General features: G+C 73.3%; 13 protein-coding genes. 7 read left to right on the top strand and 6 right to left on the bottom strand.

Going from position 1 to position 17,514, the window contains the following annotated elements:
• The first annotated feature begins 47 nt into the window (after positions 1–47).
• The 4 genes from ABZ573_RS20945 to ABZ573_RS20930 are packed head-to-tail and all read left to right on the top strand — an operon-like array spanning position 48 to position 3,932.
• Positions 48–854, top strand: a complete 807-nt coding sequence (locus ABZ573_RS20945; RefSeq protein ID WP_151454074.1) for a cupin-like domain-containing protein — start codon at positions 48–50, stop codon at positions 852–854.
• The gene (locus ABZ573_RS20940; RefSeq protein ID WP_358120089.1) at positions 854–2,107 is read left to right on the top strand and encodes an aminotransferase class I/II-fold pyridoxal phosphate-dependent enzyme; all 1,254 of its coding nucleotides are present in this window, start codon (positions 854–856) and stop codon (positions 2,105–2,107) included. Before ABZ573_RS20945 ends, ABZ573_RS20940 begins: the two co-directional genes overlap by 1 nt.
• Positions 2,104–2,973, top strand: a complete 870-nt coding sequence (locus ABZ573_RS20935; RefSeq protein WP_151454060.1) for an aldolase/citrate lyase family protein — start codon at positions 2,104–2,106, stop codon at positions 2,971–2,973. The genes ABZ573_RS20940 and ABZ573_RS20935 overlap by 4 nt, the downstream gene beginning before the upstream one ends.
• Entirely contained in the window at positions 2,970–3,932 is a 963-nt protein-coding gene (locus ABZ573_RS20930; RefSeq protein ID WP_358120085.1) for an ornithine cyclodeaminase family protein, read from the top strand. The genes ABZ573_RS20935 and ABZ573_RS20930 overlap by 4 nt, the downstream gene beginning before the upstream one ends.
• A 1-nt stretch (position 3,933) precedes the next feature.
• Here the strand turns inward: ABZ573_RS20930 and ABZ573_RS20925 are convergent, their stop codons facing one another.
• Positions 3,934–4,428: a MaoC family dehydratase gene (locus ABZ573_RS20925; RefSeq protein ID WP_151454062.1), complete on the bottom strand. Its 495-nt coding sequence runs from the start codon at positions 4,426–4,428 to the stop codon at positions 3,934–3,936.
• 149 nt (positions 4,429–4,577) lie between these two features.
• Here ABZ573_RS20925 and ABZ573_RS20920 point away from each other — a divergent pair, with 149 nt between their 5' ends.
• Positions 4,578–5,942, top strand: a complete 1,365-nt coding sequence (locus ABZ573_RS20920; protein ID WP_327028487.1) for a hypothetical protein — start codon at positions 4,578–4,580, stop codon at positions 5,940–5,942.
• Positions 5,943–6,125: 183 nt separating this feature from the next.
• Positions 6,126–7,706 (top strand): amino acid adenylation domain-containing protein, encoded by a 1,581-nt coding sequence (locus tag ABZ573_RS20915; protein WP_358120081.1) that lies wholly within the window; start codon positions 6,126–6,128, stop codon positions 7,704–7,706.
• A gap of 80 nt (positions 7,707–7,786) precedes the next feature.
• On the opposite strand, the gene ABZ573_RS20910 is transcribed toward ABZ573_RS20915, so the two are convergent.
• The 5 genes from ABZ573_RS20910 to ABZ573_RS20890 form a co-directional block, all read right to left on the bottom strand.
• Positions 7,787–9,031, bottom strand: a complete 1,245-nt coding sequence (locus ABZ573_RS20910; protein ID WP_358120078.1) for an acyl-CoA dehydrogenase family protein — start codon at positions 9,029–9,031, stop codon at positions 7,787–7,789.
• Positions 9,032–9,934, bottom strand: coding sequence for a phytanoyl-CoA dioxygenase family protein (locus ABZ573_RS20905; RefSeq protein ID WP_151454066.1), 903 nt, complete (start codon positions 9,932–9,934; stop codon positions 9,032–9,034).
• Between the two features lie 14 nt (positions 9,935–9,948).
• Positions 9,949–11,460, bottom strand: a complete 1,512-nt coding sequence (locus ABZ573_RS20900; RefSeq protein ID WP_327028484.1) for an aldehyde dehydrogenase family protein — start codon at positions 11,458–11,460, stop codon at positions 9,949–9,951.
• On the bottom strand, positions 11,447–12,628 hold the full coding sequence (locus ABZ573_RS20895) for an aminotransferase class I/II-fold pyridoxal phosphate-dependent enzyme (RefSeq protein WP_192581361.1): 1,182 nt from the start codon (positions 12,626–12,628) through the stop codon (positions 11,447–11,449). Before ABZ573_RS20895 ends, ABZ573_RS20900 begins: the two co-directional genes overlap by 14 nt.
• Positions 12,629–12,699: 71 nt before the next feature.
• The gene (locus tag ABZ573_RS20890) at positions 12,700–13,932 is read right to left on the bottom strand and encodes an MFS transporter (RefSeq protein WP_327028483.1); all 1,233 of its coding nucleotides are present in this window, start codon (positions 13,930–13,932) and stop codon (positions 12,700–12,702) included.
• Between the two features lie 284 nt (positions 13,933–14,216).
• On the opposite strand from ABZ573_RS20890, the gene ABZ573_RS20885 reads away from it, so the two are divergent.
• Positions 14,217–17,504: an amino acid adenylation domain-containing protein gene (locus ABZ573_RS20885; protein ID WP_358120072.1), complete on the top strand. Its 3,288-nt coding sequence runs from the start codon at positions 14,217–14,219 to the stop codon at positions 17,502–17,504.
• The last annotated feature ends 10 nt before the right edge of the window (positions 17,505–17,514 follow it).

Here is a 17,514-nt window from a genome sequence, read left to right as displayed (position 1 = left end):
ACGCAGTGTCCAACGCGAACGGGTCGACGGGTGTCCCCGTGGCCCGCATGACCTTCGACGAGTTCATGGCCGTCGGCCCCGGCGGCCTGTTCAAGGCCGACGTGCCCGTGGTGATCGCGCTGCCGCCCGACGTGCAGGGGCTCGGCCGCGACGGCGTGGCGAGCCGGCTGGCCGACATGACCGTCACCCTGTTCACCGAGCCGGGCGACAAGAACCACCCGGGGCGCTGGGAGACCCGCGACATCAAGCTCCGCGACTTCTTCGCCGACGAGCGCCACCTGACGACCCCGGGCACGTGGCACCGGGTCGTGTCGAACATCCGCAACAGCCCGGCCGACGTGAACGCCGTCATCGGCTTCGACGCGGACAGGTTCTTCGGCTACGGCGACACGCTGTACGCGGCGAACCTGTGGATCAGCCACCGCGGCGTGTTCACCAAGAACCACTTCGACGAGTTCGAGAACTTCAACATCGCGCTGGAGGGCCGCAAGCGGTTCATCATCGCCCCGCCCGGTTCCCGCGAGTACTATCCGCGCTCGGTGCTGCGCGGGTTCGGGGACAAGTCCCAGGTCTTCGACCTGGACAACGTCGACCTGGCGCGCTTCCCGAGGGTGGCGCCCAAGCTGGCCCAGCGCCGTGACTTCGTCCTCGAACCGGGCCACATGCTCTACCTGCCGCTCGGCTGGTGGCACCAGGCCGAGTCGCTGGACGAGATGAACATCAACGTCAATTTCTGGCTGAAGTCGAAGAAGATCCTCCGCAGGCCGCACGCGCTCGGCGTCGCGCTATACACGTACGCCTACCGGAGGGTCAAGGGTGTCTACAGCTACAAGCCCACCGAGGTGAACTCCTGATGAGCGAGCGCAAGTCCATCACCCCCACCCACCGCTACCGCAACAACGACAAGCTCATCGGTGTGGGAAACACCTTCTGGAACATGTCCGAGGAACACGGGGTCGCCGGCATCGTCGGCGACCTCTCCGACGGCGTGTTCCGGATGGCCGACGGCCACGAGTTCGTCAACTTCACCGTCTGCTCCTACCTGGACCTCGACACCCACCCCAAGGTGATCGACGGGGCCGTCGCCGCGCTGCGCCGCTTCGGCGTGCTGGACCACTGCATCCCGCGCACCCGCGTCCAGACGTCGGTGCTGCTGGAGCTGGAGGAGTCGCTGGGCGAGCTGTTCGACGCGATGGTGATCAGCGCGATCTCCACGGCGGCGGCCAGCACCGGCCTGCTGCCGCTGATCGCGTCGGGGCACCTCGGCAACGGCACCCGGCCGCTGATGGTCTTCGACAAGAACGCCCACGTGTCGATGGCCAACGCCAAGCCGAACTGCGCCGACGAGACCGAGGTCGTCACCTGCCGCCACCACGACCTCGACTACCTCGAGGACATGTGCCGCACCTACGAACGCGTCTGCTACGTCGTGGACGGCTCGGACAGCCTCGGCGGCTACGCGCCCGTCGAGGAACTGGCCGTGCTGCAGGACAAGTACAACATGATGGTCTTCTACGACGACTCGCACTCGCTGTCGGCGTACGGCGAGCGCGGCATCGGCTACGTCCGCTCGCACTGCCCGGTGCGCGACGACCGCACCATCACCGTCGCGACCCTGAGCAAGGGCTTCGGGGCGGGCGGCACGGCGATCCTGCTCGACGGCTTCCCCAAGGAGACGCGGCGGATCGTCGAACGCTTCGCGGGGCCCCTGGGCTACTCGCAGAAGATGAACGCCGCCGCCGTGGGCGCCGCGCTCGCCTCGGCGGACATCCACCGCACCGAGGAGCTGACCCGGTTGCAGGGGCGGCTGCGGGCCAACATCGCGCTGTTCGACTCGCTGCTGGCCACCGAGCAGTCCGGCAGCACGTACCCGATCCGGGTGGTGCCGATGAGCGACGAGACCGTCGTCGAGGCGGCCCAGCGGGTCTTCGCGGCCGGGTTCTACACCTCGCCGGTGTTCTTCCCGATCGTCGCCCGCGGCACCGCCGGCCTGCGGGTCATGCTGCGCGCGGGCCAGACCGAGGAGCAGATCACCAAGCTGTGCTCCGTGCTCGTCGAGGCGGGCGCCCGCACGGCCGACGCGCGACCCGAGCCGGTGACCCGATGACCGGCGCCGCGCGGGCGATCCCGCGCAGCATCCTCTACACCCCGGCGCTGTCGCTGGACCGGGTCGTGAAGGCGTGGTCCTACGACGCGGACGTGCACCTGATCGACCTGGAGGACTCCGTACCGGCGGCCGAGAAGCCGGCCGCGCGCACCGTGTGCCGGGCCGCGCTGGAGAAGGCGCCCCGGCCGGAGAACGTCGCGGTGCGCATCAACCAGCTGGGCAGCGTCGCGGCGGTGCAGGACCTGGTGGCCCTCACGGAGTGTTCGGTGCGGCCCGGCATCGTCATGATGACGATGGTGACGTCGGCGGCCGAGGTGGCCCTGCTGCGGCAGATCCTGGCCAGCGCGGACGCGCACCCGGAGATCTACGTGACGGTGGAGACCGTGGAGGCGGTCACGGAGATCGACGCGATCGCCGGGGCGAGTGACGGGCTGGTCCTCGGCTCGGCCGATCTGGCCGCCACGCTCGGGGTCGAGATCACCTGGGAGGCCATGCTCGCCGCCCGGCAGGCGATGGCGCTGGCCTGCGCCCGGCACGGCACCGCCTGCATCGACACCGCCAACTTCCGGCTCGCCGAGCCGGCCGTCCTGGCGCAGGAGACCGCCCGGGTGCGGGCGCTCGGCTTCCACGGTAAGGCGACGGTGCACCCGGGCGAGCTCGACGAGATCAACCGGGTGCTGCGCCCCCAGGCCGACGACCTGCGCCTGGCCCGCAGGGTGGCCGACGCCGTACGGGCGGCCAACGGCGGGATCGCCGTGCTGGACGGCAACATGGTCGGCCCGCCGTTCGCCCGGATGGCCCGCGCCACCGTGTCGCGCGAGGACGCCTGGGCCGCCCGGTTCGGCACCGACGGAGCTGCCGGATGACCGGGCCGGTGACGGTCGACGCCGCCCAGATGGCGGGCACGCCCCAGCTGGTGCGGGTGATCGACGCGCTGGGCGAGATGTTCGCGGACCTGGTCGCCGGCCGGACCGACTCCCCGGCGCGCACCGTCATCGAGCACGGCCCCCAGCGGGTCCTGCTGGTCAGCCCCGCGGTCTGGGAGCGGCGCGGGGTGGGCAGCGTCAAGATCACCACGCTCACCCCCGACAACCCCGGGCGCGGCCTGCCGCTGATCCACGGGGTCGTCGCGCTGACGGACCTGACCACCGGGCAGATCACGGCCCTGCTCGACGGCGCGGAGCTGACCGCCGTGCGCACCGGTGCGGTCGCCGCCCTGGCGACCCGCTGGTGCGCCGCCGAGGACGCCGAGGACCTCGCGGTCATCGGGGCGGGGGTGCAGGCGCGGTCGCTGGTGCGGGCAGTCGCGGCGGTGCGCCGGATCCGCAGCGTACGGGTGTTCTCGCGGACCCGGGACCGGGCGGAGCAGTTCGCCGACTGGGTGCGCGACGCCGTGCCCCACCCCGTGCACGCGAGCGTCTGCGACAGCGCCAAGGCCGCCGTCGCCGACGCGGCGATCATCTGCACGGCGACCTCCACCAGCGACAACACGCCGCTGGTGGAGGCGGACTGGGTGGCGCCCGGGGCGCACGTCAACGTCATCGGCGGCACCCACCCGGACGCGATCGAACTCGACCCCGCACTGCTGGCCGACGCCGTGGCGGTCGTCGAGGACCGCACCGCCGCGCTGGACGGCGCCGGTGAGGTGCGCGCCGCCCTGGCCGCCGGCCTGGTCGGCGTGGACGACCTGCACGAGCTGGGCAGGCTGGTCACCGGCGAGGTGCGCGTCGGCGGGCGGACGTCCGTCCTGCGTACGGTCGGGATGGCCATCGAGGACACCGCCGCCGCCGTGGCGCTGCACGAGGGGGCGGCGTCCGTGGCGTAGGTCAGGCGGCGCTCTCCCGGCAGCGGACCATGAAGGAACGCTCGAAGACGATGACCGTCTCACCGGTGGACTTCGTGCCCGTCGTCTCCACCGTGACGATGCCCTGGCCGGGCCGGGACCGGCTCAGGCGCTTGTCGAGGATGCGGCTGGTGGCGTACAACGTGTCCCCGACGAACACCGGCTCCCGCAGGCGGACCTTGTCCCAGCCGAGGTTCGCCACCGCCCGCGCCGACAGGGCCTGCACGGTCATGCCGCCGATCAGGCACAGGGTGATCCCGCTGTTGACGAGCACCCGCCCGTACTCGCTGCCCGCGCCGTAGTGCTCGTCGAAGTGCAGCGGGTGCTGGTTCATGGTGAGCAGGGTCAGCCAGGTGTTGTCGGTCTCGGAGATGGTGCGGCCCGGCCAGTGCCGGATCACCATGCCGGGCTCGAAGTCCTCGTAGTCCCCGCCGTGCTCTTCGCGGTACTCGTTGCCCTGGACATGACGCAAGGTCATCGGCGGTTCTCCCGTGTCGGAGGTGGACGAACCGACGCGGTCCCCGTCGGACGTGAATGTTAGTCTATGTCGATCATCGTTTCGGAGACACCGGCCCCGCGCGAGCACGCACCGGCGCCGGCCCGACGTGCGATTCCGGGGAGCGTCAGATGACCGTGCGCGAGCATGTCGGCAGTGCGGGGCCGGCCGGGCATCCGTGGTTCGGCACCCACCGCGTGGCGCCGGCCGCGCCGGCGGAGACGATCCGCGCGATGCTCCGCCACGAGCTGCGGGACACGGGCTGGCCCTACCAGCGGCTGCTGCCCGCGGCACCGATCGCCATCCCGCGCGCGTCCTACGCCGAGATCTTCCGGGCGGCCGCTGCGCTGGTCGACCTGCTCCGCCGCACCGCCCTCGAGACGGCCCCCACCACGCAGGGCCGGCTGGCGGCCTACCGCATGCCGCAGAGCGAGGACCAGCTGTTCGTGCGGGACCCGTTCGTCGAGGAGCGCTATCCGGACTGCGTCGTGCGGCCGGACGTCGTCATCGGGCCGGACGGGCCCCAGTTCCTGGAGTTCAACGTCAGCGGCGCGCTCGGCGGCGTGGTGGAGACGCGCTGCCGCCTCGAGGTGTGGCGCAGGCTGCACGCCGACGCGACGGGCAGGACCCCGTTCAGCTCCCCGGACCCGTTCGCCGTGCGCGCCGAGATGTACCGCTCGCTCTGCGCCGAGTTGGGGCTGGCGCCCCGGGTGGCCATCGTCGGCAGCGCCCGGGTCTACGGCGTGCAGAGCCGCTACTTCCAGCTGGAGGCCGACTACCTCAACAACCACGGCCTCACCGCCCGCTTCTTCGAGCCCGAGGAGCTGCCGGAGGCGTGGGACTGCCCGCCCCACCTGCGTTACCCGATCGGGCTGCGCAACTTCACCATCCCGGACTGGCTCGACGCCGGTCTCGACACCAGCTACGTGCAGGACGCGCTCGACAACGGCTGCCTGCTCGTGGGCACCCAGACGTCGACCTTCATGCACAGCAAGCTGACCATGGGCCTGCTCTCGGAGGGCCGGCCGTGGATGAGCGCGGCCGACCGGAGCCTCGTCGACAGGTACGTGCCGTGGACGCGGATCCTCGCGGACCGCCGCACCAGCCGCGCGGGCCGCGAGGTCGAACTGCTCCCGTTCGTCCTGGCGAACCGGGACCTGCTGGTGCTCAAGGCGGGCCTGGGGGAGAGCGGCAAGCAGGTGGTCATCGGCGGCGAGGTCGACCAGGCGACGTGGGAGTCCGCCGTCGCCGAGGCCGCCGCCGACGGCACCAGCGTGGTGCAGGACTTCGTGGCGCCCCGCACGTGCCGGGTCTCGCTCGTCGCCGACGGCGCCGACGAACCACACGACGTCGAGGTCGCCCCGGTGATCGGGCCGCTGCTGTTCGGCGGCCGCGCGGCGGGCCTGTTCTGCCGCTACTACGGCGACGGCTCCGCCGGGATCGTCAGCGCCCGGGGGCGCGACAGCGGCTCCGACAACTGCATGGTGGCCGTCTGACCACACCGGACGCGTCGTCGTCCGCCGAGCGGCCCCGACGATAGGGGTTCCGCGGCACGAATGAGGTGTTGTCGCGGTGCGGCCCCCGTGTCACGATCGCTGCCACCGCAAGCCCGTGCCGCGCGACCCCACGGTCGACCGGCGACCTGCCGGCCCGCCGCCGTCGAACCGAAGGGACCTGCCATGCCTGCCGATCCCGAGGTGACCGGACCGCCGACCGGGTGGCACCCCGACCGGGCGGTGCCCGCGCTGATCTGGGCGGCCGCGCAACGGCACGGCCACCGTACGGCCGTCGTCGGCGCGGACGCGACACTGAGCTACGCCGAGCTGCGCCACGCCGTCGCGGGTCTCGCCGACGTGTTGCGGCGCCACGGTGCGACAGCCGCCCCGGTGGCCGTCCTGGCCCACCGCGGCGCCGCCCAGCTGGTGGCGTGCCTGGCCGCGCTGCACGCCGGGGCCGGCTACGCCTGTGTGGACGCCAACCAGCCCCGGGCCCGCGTCGAGAGCCAGCTGCGCGGCTGCGGGGCGGCCGTCGTGGTGACGGATCGCGACGACCCGCCGGTGTCCGGGCAGGTGGTGCTCGCCGTCGACCTGGCCGGCTGGATCGGCGCGGGGGCGGCGGCGGAGCGCGCCGGGGCGCTGGGCGGTCCGCCGCCGGTCGCGGGGGACCAGCTCGCCTACACCGTGTTCACGTCCGGCTCCACCGGCGTACCCAAGGTCGTCGAGATCCCCCACGCGGCCCTGGCCAACTACGCGGCCTTCGTCGCCCGGCTCGTCGACCCGGAACGGGTCGACGACGAACGGCTGCGCTTCGCGTCGGTGACCAGCCTCGCGACGGACCTCGGGCACACCGCGGTCTTCCCGGCGCTCACCGGGGGAGACACGGTCCACCTGGTGCCCACCGAGACCGCGACGGATCCCGACGACTTCGCCAACTACCAGGACGAGCACCGCGTCGACGTCCTGAAGATCACCCCGTCGCACCTGGCGGCGCTGCTCGACGAGGCGGCGGAGCGGGCCCTGCCCCGCCGCCTGCTCATCGTCGGTGGCGAGGTGTGCCGGTGGGAGCTGGTGGACCAGGTCCGCGAGCTGTCGGACGTGCGGATGGTCAACCACTACGGCCCGACCGAGACCACCGTCGGCGCGCTCACCTTCGAGGTGCCGACCGACCCGGCGGCGCGCCCGGGCACCGCCACCGTGCCGATCGGCCGCCCGATCGACAACGCGCGGGTCGCCGTCGTCGACGCCGACCGGCGCCCGGTCGCGGCGGGCGTCGAGGGGGAGCTGCTCATCTTCGGCGCGGGGCTCGCCCGCGGCTACCGCGACGACCCCGCAACGACCGGCGAGATGTTCCCGACCGACCATCCCGAAGGCCGGTGCTACCGCACGGGTGACCTGGTGACCCGCCACTCCGACGGACTGGTGGAGTTCCACGGCCGCCGCGACGGCCAGGTCAAGATCCGGGGCCACCGCGTCGAGCTGGGCGAGGTGGAGCAGGCGGTACGCCGGTGCGCCGGGGTGCGCCGGGCGGCGGTGGTGCCGGTCGCCGGGACCGGCTCCGTCCCGCGCCTCGTCGCGTACGTCGTGCCGAGCGAGCCGCCCGGACCGACCGCCCGCGAGCTGCGCGACCAGCTCCGCGAGACGCTGCCCGACTACCTGCTGCCCGGCGCCGTGGTATGCCTCGACGAGCTGCCCCGGACGCCGAGCGGCAAGCTGGACGTGCGCGCCTTGCCGGCACCCGGCAGGCCCGCCGCGCGACGGTAGCTCCCGACCCGGCAGCCCCGGGTCGGCAGGATGGTTCCGTGGCGCACGCCACCGCGCGTGGCGGCCGGCTGTCCGCTGCCTCAGTCGGCGTGCGGGTCGAGTCCGAGCGCGACCCGGCCGATGTACGGGTAGCCGTCGAGCGATCCGAACGGCTGCATGAAGCCGCCCGCGCGGGCGTCGCGGTACAGCCGGGACAGGGGGTGCCGGCTGCTGAAGGACGCCCCGCCGCAGATCGTCATGGCCCGGTCGACCGTGCTCACCGCCGTACGGTTCGCCAGCAGCTTCGCGGCCTGCCACCCCCGTACGACGTCGCGGACGGCGGCCTCGGACCGCTGCGCCGGGTCGTCGGCGGCGAACAGGGCGTCCACCAGGCGTCCGGAGCGCTCCAGCACCCCCCGGGTGGCCGCCAGGTCGAGCTCCATGGTGGCGACCTCCCGCTGCACGGACGGGTGGTGTGCCGGCGCCGCCCGCCCGGGCTGCCGGGGCACCCTGGTGGCGTGTTCCACGGCGATCTGGAAGGCCGCCTCGGCGATCCCCAGTGAGGCGCCCAGCAGGGGGAAGTTGATCGCGCAGGAACGTGCCAGGTCCTCCGGCGTCGGCGGGCCGAACGGCTCCCCGACCGTGACCCGGTCGGCGGGCACGACGCAGTCCTCCAGCAGGAGCCCGTGGCTGCCGGAGCCCCGCATGCCCAACGCGTCCCAGTCGCCGAGCACGGTCAGCCCGGGCGTGCCGGCCAGGACGACGGCCTCGGCGTGCCGCCACCCGCCGTCGGGATCGGCGACCCGGACCGCGACGTTGAACGAGTCCGCGACCGCCGAGTTGGTGACGAAGGTCTTGCGCCCGGTGATGACGTACTCGTCGTCCTTGCGGACGGCCTCGGTGAGCGCGCCGTTCCACGTCGCGCCCGGTTCGGTGGAGGCCCCGGCCATGATCAGGTCGGAGCCGCCCAACGCCTCCAGGATCGCGTCCAGCTGCGCCGCCCGGACCCGGTCGCCGTCCGCCTCGGCCCCCTCCCACCGGCGGACCTGCCCCCACACCGAGGCCATGTGCATGTTCGCGCAGATGGCCGTCGACCCGCAGCCCCGGGCCAGCCGGGAGACGGCCACCAGCATGTCGTGCAGGGAGCGGACCCCCAGGCCGCCGTGCCGGGTCGGGGCGCACGCGGCGAGCACCCCGCTGTCGCGCAGGTCGGCGAAGTTGTCGGCGACGAACGTGTTGTCCCGGTCGTGCCGGCCGGCCCGTTCGGCGAGGGTGTCGACGTGGCCCTCGGCGAGGGAGACCAGCTCCCGGCCGGCGGCGGTCGTGGCGGTGAGTTCTCCGAACACCTACAGCATCCTCAGGATGGTGAGGAACTCCTCCGCCCGCTCGGCGTGGGGTTGCTGCGGGCCGTCGAAGCGGGCGCCGGTCTCCGTCGGCACCGGCGTCGGCAGCACCCTCGGGAACAGCGGACCCCCGATGGGATCACCGGGCCGCAGGCCGTGTTCCCACAGCAGCGGCAGGACGGCGTGCTGCGGCTGGAAGGTGACGCCGTCGCCCACCCACCGGGAGACGAACGCCCGACGCTGCCGCTCGGGGCCGGTGCCGGTGGCGCCGTGCAACGCGGCCGGGTGGAACAGCACGATGTCGCCGGGCGTGAGGTCCCAACTCAGGATCTCGTGGTCGGACACGTCCGGCACCGCCTCGAGTTCCTCGCGCCGGCCGAGGTGGGTGGCCCCCGGGGTGATCGGCACGTAGCGCCGTCCCCAGCGGTGCGAACCGCGCACCACCTGGAGCGCGGCGGTGTCGGGGGTGCACGGGTCGAGGGGGATCCACATCGCGCACACCTGCTCGCCCGCGATCGGCCAGGAGCTGACGTCCTCGTGGAACGGCGTCGGGGCACCCGACCCGGCCGGCTTGGCGAAGATCTGGTCGTAGAAGGCGGTGATCGCGGTGGAACCGAACAGCTGCTGGGCGATGCGCGCCGCGGGGGAGAAGAACATGAAGTCGCGGAAGCCGTCGTGGGTCTTCCACATGAAGGCGTCCCCGGCGAACCCGCCGCCACCCAGCAACGCGGTCGCCTGCGCCAGCACGGTCGGGTTGGCGAGCAGATACTCGACGCCTTCGGCGATCCGGCCGAGCCACTTGTCGTCGATCATGCCGGAGAGCCGGACCACGCCGTCGGTGTGGAACGCGTCGATCTCGGCCTGGGTCAGGTCGCGCGGTGGCGCCTCGGGAGGGCTGATGTCCATGTGCGGGGTCTCCGTCAGGGAAGGCGTCGCCAGTGGGCGCCGAAGAGGGTCTCCTCGTCCGGCAGGCTGACCGGCAGGGGATGTGAGACGTAGGTGTAGTTGAGGAAGTCGCGCCAGGTCACGTTCTCCGACCGGGAGCAACCGCCCCAGCTGCCGCTGGCGATGACCTGGGTGAACGGCATCCCGTTGTCGAAGCTGCCGCTGTTGCCCACGGCGGTCGACTGGTTGACCATCACCCGTCCGGCGCGGGCCCGCTCGGCCAACCTGACCACCCGGTCGGGCCGGTCGGTGTGGATGCCGCAGCTGTGGCCCTGCCCGATCCGGCCCAGCAGCGTCTCCACCGCGGCCAGCGCGTCGTCGAAGGCGCTGAACGTCGACACGGTGAAGACCGGCGCCAGCTTCTCGCCGAGCATCGGGTCGTCGAGCGCCGGGACACCGCCGGGCGCCAGGGGAGGCAGCTGGGCCACCAGGGCGGTGGTCTTGGTCGGCTCGGCCAGGTCGATCCCGGCGGCGGCGGCGAGCGCCGCGGCGGGTCGACCGACCGCGTCGCGGTTGAGCACCCGCCCGTCCGGCCAGAGCAGCGTACGCAGCCGTGCCGTCTCGGCCGGGTCGCACAGGTGGGCGCCCTGCCGGGCCAGCTGGTCGAGGAAGGCGGCCGCGATCTCGGCGTCCACCAGCACGTTGCTCTCCGACGAGCAGGAGGTGCCGTTGTTGAAGCTGCCGCCCAGCACGATCAGCTCCGCCGCGGCGGCCACGTCGGCCGAGTCGTCCACGATCACCGCCGGGTTGCCGACGCCCGCGCTGATCGCCGGGGTGCCGCTGCGGTACGCCCGGCGTACCGTGCCGGGTCCGCCGGCGGCGATCACCAGGTCGGCGGCGGCCATCAGGGCCTCGGTGGTCTGCCGGTCGGTGACCGGCAGGCACTGGATGAGGTCCGGCGGGGCGCCGACCGTCTCCAGGGCCCGACGCAGCAGCTCGACGGTGCGGGCCGCGGAGTGCCGGGCCCGGGGGTTGGGGGTGATGACCACCGCGTTGCGGGTCTTCAGCATCGGCAGGGCGTTGCCGACCACCCCGGAGCAGGGCGCGGTGGCGGGGCTGGCCACCGCGATCACCCCGATGGGCTTGGCCAGCTTGCGCAGGCCACGCTCCGGCAGCTCCTCGATGATCCCGCTGGTGACGACGCCGTGCAGGTCACGCAGCGTGCCGAGGACCCGGCGCCGGTAGAGCGTGAACAGGTGCTCGGGGTCGCCGAGGCCGGTCTCCCGGTAGGCGAGGTCGGCCAGCGACCGGGCGGTGTCCTCCTGGTAGGCCGCCCAGCCGAGGGCCGCGACCAGGTCGTCGACGCGCTCCTGCGGCCAGAACTCGACCTCCGCCTGGGCCCGGCGGGCGCGGGCCATGGTGGCCTCGACGTCGGGCCGGGCCTCCTCGGTGGACACCGTCGCGTCCCGGCGTCCCGGGGCCGGCGCGTCCGGCGCCGCGGTGAGCGTCACGGCCGCGTCGGCCTCGCGGAGGTCACCGCTGGACACTGGCGTGCTCCCGGGTCGAGGGCCGCGCCGATCGCAGCCGGCCGATGGTCTCCTCCAGCATGTCGTCGGTGACGGTGAGGGAGAGCCGCAGGTAGCCCGGCGCGCCCATCACCGAGGCCGGCAGCACCAGGAGGCCGCGCTCCTCGAGCACGGCCGCGTGTGCCCAGTCGTCCGCGTCCGGCACCCGGGCCAGCAGGTAGAACGTTCCCTCGCTCGGCTGGACCTCGTACCCGGCCTCGCGCAGGGCGTCGACCAGCAGGTCGCGGCGCTGCTCGATCGGCTTGACCTGTAGCGCGTGCTGTTCCAGCTCGGGCAGGGCGAACAGCAGCGAGTTGTTGGGGAACGCCCAGCCGGTGGTGAGGCGGGCCACGGTCAGGGCCCGGCGGAGCACCGCCGGGTCGGGCATGGTCGGCGGGATCGCCACGTAGCCGACGCGCTCCCCGGGCAGCAGCAGCGTCTTGGTGTAGGTGTGCACCAGGAACGTGAACGGGTAGTGCGTCGCCGGGCTGGGACACGACCGGCCGTCGAACACGATGCGCCGGTACGCCTCGTCGGACAGCAGGTACACGGGCCGACCGTTGCGGGCGGAGGCTTCCCGCAGCACCTCGGCGAGGGCGGCGTACTCCTCGTCGGTGTAGACGGCGCCCGTCGGGTTGTTCGGGCTGTTGACGATGACGGCACTGGTCCGGGGCGTGATCGCCGCCGCGACGAGTTCCGCGTCGAGTCGCCAGGAACCGGGGGTCAACGCCACCGGCCGGGGGACCGCGCCGACCGAGGCGATGATCGGCTCGTAGTAGAACCAGGCGGGGTCGAGGTAGACCACCTCGTCGCCCGGGTCGCAGACGCTGCGCAGGCAGATGGTCAGGCCCGCGAACGCCCCGTTGGTCAGGGCGACGTCGTCGGCGGTGAACGGCAGGGCGAGTTCCCGGCTGAGGGTGGCCGCCACCGACTCCTGGGCCGGCGGGTGGTCCCGGGTGTAGGCGAACCAGTCGGTGTGCTGCGGGCTCAGGTGCCGCTGCAGGACCTCGACCAGGGCCGGCGCGGGAAACTCGTGCGGATCGCCGAAGGCGAGGTCGATCACGCCCGGGCCGCCGCGCAGCCGCGAGTAGGAGGACTGCTCGAGGTAGGCCCCCAAGCGCCGCCCGTACGCGTCGGTCGCGTCGGTCATCTGCCGACTTATCCGGTGCTCCATCCTGCTCCGATCTCCACCCTGATCCGTGGCCGGCGAGGTCGCCGGATTCACACCGTGGCGGGTTGTGCGGCGGGGACTTTTGCGGGCAGCTGACGCACCGACCGCGCGGAGAAGGTCGCGACGGTCACCAGACCGAGCACCCCGCCCGCGATGAGCAGCGTCTGGGCGACGCCGATCCGCTCGGCGACCGGGCCGACGACGGCCAGGCAGAGCGGGCCGAGCACGAACGAGCCCATGGCGTCGTACGAGCTGATCCGCGACAGCGCCTCGTTGGGCACGTGGTTCTGCAGGGCGGTGTCCCACAGGACCTCGAAGATGTCGACGCAGACGCCGTTGACGAGCATCGAGGCCGCGATCAGCCACACCGGCGCGCCGGCCGCGATCAGCGCGAACGGCGGGAGGAAGCCGAAGGTCGCCAGTACCGCCACCCGCATCGGCCGGCGGGGGCGGATCCGCATCGCCACGAGGCTGCCGCCGACCAGGCCCACGGCCTGCGCGGTGACGATCACCGACCAGGCGGTGACGCCGCCCAGCTGCTCCTTCGCGGTCAGCGGGCCGAGCACGTAGATCGCCGAGAAGCAGCCGTTGACGAACGCGAACTGCACGACCACCAGCCAGACCCAGGACCGGGAGCTGAACTCCCGCCAGCCCTCCCGCAGGTCGGCGAGGATGGTGCTGGCGGCGGCCCGGGCGGGGTGCGACACCCGGACACCGGCCAGCAGCAGTGCGGAGCCGAGGAAGGTGGCCGCAGGGACCGCCAGCGCCCAGCCGGCGCCGAGCGCGGCCACGAGCACTCCGGCCAGGGCCGCGCCGCCGATGGTGGTGCTGTTGCGCGACAGCCGCAGCAGCGCGTTGGCCGACTGGAGCTGCTCCTGGGCCACCACCTGCGGCACGACGCCGCGGGAGGCCGGCAGGAAGAGCGCGGCGGCGGCGCCGTTGACGGCGGACAGGGCGATCACGACCGGCAGCGAGGGCCGGCCGCTGACGAACACCACGGTCAGGACCGCCTGCGCGGCGAAGGCCAGCAGGTCGGAGCCCACCATCAGGCGGAAGCGGTTCATCCGGTCGGCGAGGACGCCGCCGAACAGCAGCAGCGCGACCTGCGCCAGCGACCGGGCGGCGAGCACGAGGCCGAGGTCGGTGGCGGAGCCGCCCGGCGCGTCGAGGACGGCGAAGGCGAGCGCCACCGGGATCACGGCGCTGCCCAGCAGCGACAGCGTGCGGGCCAGGAACAGCATCCGGTACGACCGGTCGGCCAGGATCCGGAGGTCGTCGCGCACCTGGCATCACCTCCGGTCGGGCTGTCGGACGGGCTGCGTGCTGGCGCGCCGGCGGCGTCACAAGCGTGCCCATCATGTGGCAGGGAAACGGGTTGCCCAACCCCTAGGACTCGGAACAGATGTCGTGAATTGTGAGGTCAAACCCCTATAACCGTTCCTCCTGCTGACTAAGCGCTCAGTGAGCCTGGTAGAGATCGAGGATCGGCACCCGCATCGGTGCGACGCTCGCATCCGGTGGAGGCCCCGGACCGCGGACCGGATCACCGACGGACAACGGAGGACCAGTGGGACGGCAGGAGCATCCGGTCGCGAGTGACGTCACGCAACGCGTGGCGCGGCTGTCCAGTTCGGCGCGGGCGCTGCTCGACGAGCGGCTGCGCGCCAGCCGCTCCGATCCGGCACCCGCCAGCGCCGCCATCCCCCGCCTGGACGCCGCCGAGGCACCCCTGTCCTTCGCGCAGGAGCGGCTCTGGTTCATCGAACGGCTGGAGGACGACGCCGTCCACCACAACGACGCCACGCTGCTGATCCTGACCGGCTCGCTCGACCAGGTCGCGCTGCGCCGGAGCATCGAGGAGGTCGTCCGCCGGCACGAGATCCTGCGTACCGCCTTCCGCCAGCTCGGCGAGCGGGTCGTACAGGCCGTCACGCCGCCCGCCCCGCTGAGCATCGACGTGGTCGACCTGCCCGGCGCCACCGCGCACCCCGACGACGCCGTGCTGCGGGCCGCCGTCGAGCGGGAGATGCGGGTCCCGCTCGACCTGGCCGCCGGCCAGAGCATGCGGACGGTGCTCTACCGGATCGCCCCCGACGTGCACGTGCTCGGGGTCACCGTGCACCACCTCGTCTGCGACCTGTGGTCGTTCACCATCTTCTGCCGCGAGCTGGCCGCCACGTACGCCGCGTTCGCCGCCGGCGCGACGCCGGACCTGCCCGAGCTGCCGATCCAGTACGCCGACTACGCCGCCTGGCAGCGCACCGCGGTCGGCGAGGAGCGGATGGCGGCCCACCTGCGCGAGCGCGTCGACGAGCTGGCCGGCGTGCCGCCCCTGCTCGCCCTGCCCACCAAGGGCCCGCGGCCGGCGGTCCAGCAGTTCGTCGGCGCGTCCGAGTGGTTCCGGCTCGGCGCCGCCGACGCGGACCGGATCCGCGCCCTCGGACAGCGTCAGGGGGCCACCACCTACATGACCCTGCTCGCCGCCTTCACCGTGCTGCTCGCCCGGCACAGCGGGCAGCGGGACATGGTCGTCGCCAGCCCCATCGCGACGCGGGAACAGCACGAGCTGGAGCACCTCATCGGCTGCTTCCTGAACATGATCGTGGTACGCGCCGACCTGTCCGGCGAACCGACCTTCGCCGAGCTGGTGGGCCGGGTCAAGGCAGCCTCGCTGAACGCGTTCCGGCACCGCGACGTGCCGTTCGAGCGGCTCGTCGCCGCGTTGCAGCCGGAGCGCAGCCGCAGCCACCAGCCGCTCGCGCAGGTCGCCTTCGTGCTCCAGAACGTGCCCACCAGCCGGCTGGACCTGCCCGAGCTGCGGGTCGACGTGCACCAGATGGAGACCGGCCGGTCCCGGATGGACCTGACGGTGAAGATCACCGAGACGGCCGACGGACTGGTGGGCGAGTTCGAGTACGACACCAGCCTCTTCACCGGCGAGTCCGTACGCGACATGGCCCGGCAGTTCGAGCTGCTGCTCGTCGAGGCGGCGCGGGAGCCCGACACGAGCGTGTGGCGGCTGCCGATGCTCGACGCCGGGCAGCGCCACCGGATCCTGCACGAGTGGAACGACACCGCCGTCGACCTCGGCCCCGAGGCGCTCGTCCACCGCCTTGTCGAGGCGCAGGCGCGGCGTACGCCGGACGCGGTGGCGGTCGTCGAGGGCAACGTCCGCACGACGTACCGCGAACTCGACGAACGGGCCAACCGCCTGGCGCACCACCTGCGCGACCTCGGCGTCGGCGTGGAGGACCCGGTGGCGGTGTGCCTGCCCCGCTGCGCCGCCGAGGTGGTGGCGATCCTGGCGGTGCTGAAGGCCGGCGGCTACCACCTGCCGGTCAACCCGCGCGACCCGCAGGCCCGCCGGGACGCGCTGCTCGGGCAGGTCCGCCCGGCGGTCGCGATCTCCGCCGGGGACCTGTGCGACGAGGTGTGGAGCCCCGGCCGGCGGATCATCGACCTGGACGGCGAGTCGTCGTTGACCGCCACGTGTCCCGCCACCGACCCCGCCGTGCCGCTGCACCCGGACAACCTGGCCTACACGCTGTTCACCTCCGGCTCCACCGGGCAGCCCAAGGGCGTGCAGGTCACCCACCGCGGGTTCACCAACCGGATGCTGTGGGCACAGCGCAACTTCCCGCTCGGCCCGCACGACCGGGTGCTGCGCAAGGCGGCCTGCACCTTCGACGTCTCCCTGGACGAGCTGTTCCGGGCCCTGTTCAACGGCGCGGCCAGCGTGCTGATGCCCGAGACGGCGACCTTCGACCCGCGCCGGCTGGCGGCGGTGATCGCCCAGCACGGGGTGACCGACGCCGACTTCGCGCCGACCGCCCTGCGCGAGGTGCTGCTCACCGCCGACGCCGCGGACCTGAAGTCGCTGCGGCGGATCGTGTCGGGCGTGGAGGAACTCACCCCCGAGACGCAACGGCTGGTCTTCGACCGGCTCGACGTCACCATGTTCAACCTGTACGGCCCGACCGAGGTGTCGGTCTCCTGCACCGCCTGGCCGTGCGACCCCGACGACGAGCGGCCCTTCGTCCCGATCGGCCGGCCGATGGCCAACGTCCGGGTGTACGTGCTGGACGAGGCGATGCAGCCCGTACCGCCGGGCGTGGCGGGGGAGGTGTACGTCGGCGGTGCCGGGCTGGCCCGGGGCTACCTCGACAACTCCGCCCTGACCGCGGAGCGGTTCCTGCCCGACCCGTTCGCCGACGCGCCCGGCGCCCGCGTCTACCGCACCGGCGACCTGGCCCGGTTCGGGCCGGACGGCGTCCTGGAGTTCCTCGGCCGGGGCGACGGGCAGCTGAACCTGCGCGGCTACCGCATCGAGCCGGGCGAGGTGGAGTCCGCGCTGCGCCGCCACCCGGCGGTGCGCGAGGCCGCCGTCGTCGTACGCCGGGACCCGCCCGGCAGGGACGCCCGGCTGGTCGGCTACGTCGTCGGCGACGACCTGCCGGGCAACGCGGACCTGCGCGCCCACCTGCGCCGGCGGCTGCCGGACTACCTGGTGCCGGCCGCCTTCGTCAGCCTGCCCCGGCTGCCGCTGACCAACCACGGGAAGCTCGACGTCGCGGCGCTGCCACCGCCGGGGCAGGACGAGCCCGGTGCCGCCGGGGCCGACGGGCCGCGTGACGAGCGCGAGCGGGTGCTCCTGGAGATCTGGTGCGACGTGCTCGGACGCGAGGGCATCGGCATCCACGACGACTTCTTCGACCTCGGCGGGGACTCCCTCACGGCCACCCGGATCGTGGCCCTGGCCAGCGCGAAGCTGGGGGCGGACGTCGAGGTGGCGGTCATCTTCGACGCGCCGACGGTCGCGGAGCTGGCCGCCCGGCTCGCCCCCGGGCAGCCGTGACCCCCGGTCC

Source organism: Micromonospora sp. NPDC007220 (genome assembly GCF_040634035.1).
Classification (GTDB): Bacteria; Actinomycetota; Actinomycetes; order Mycobacteriales; family Micromonosporaceae; genus Micromonospora; species Micromonospora reichwaldensis.
This window is presented reverse-complemented; position numbering and strand designations above follow the sequence as displayed.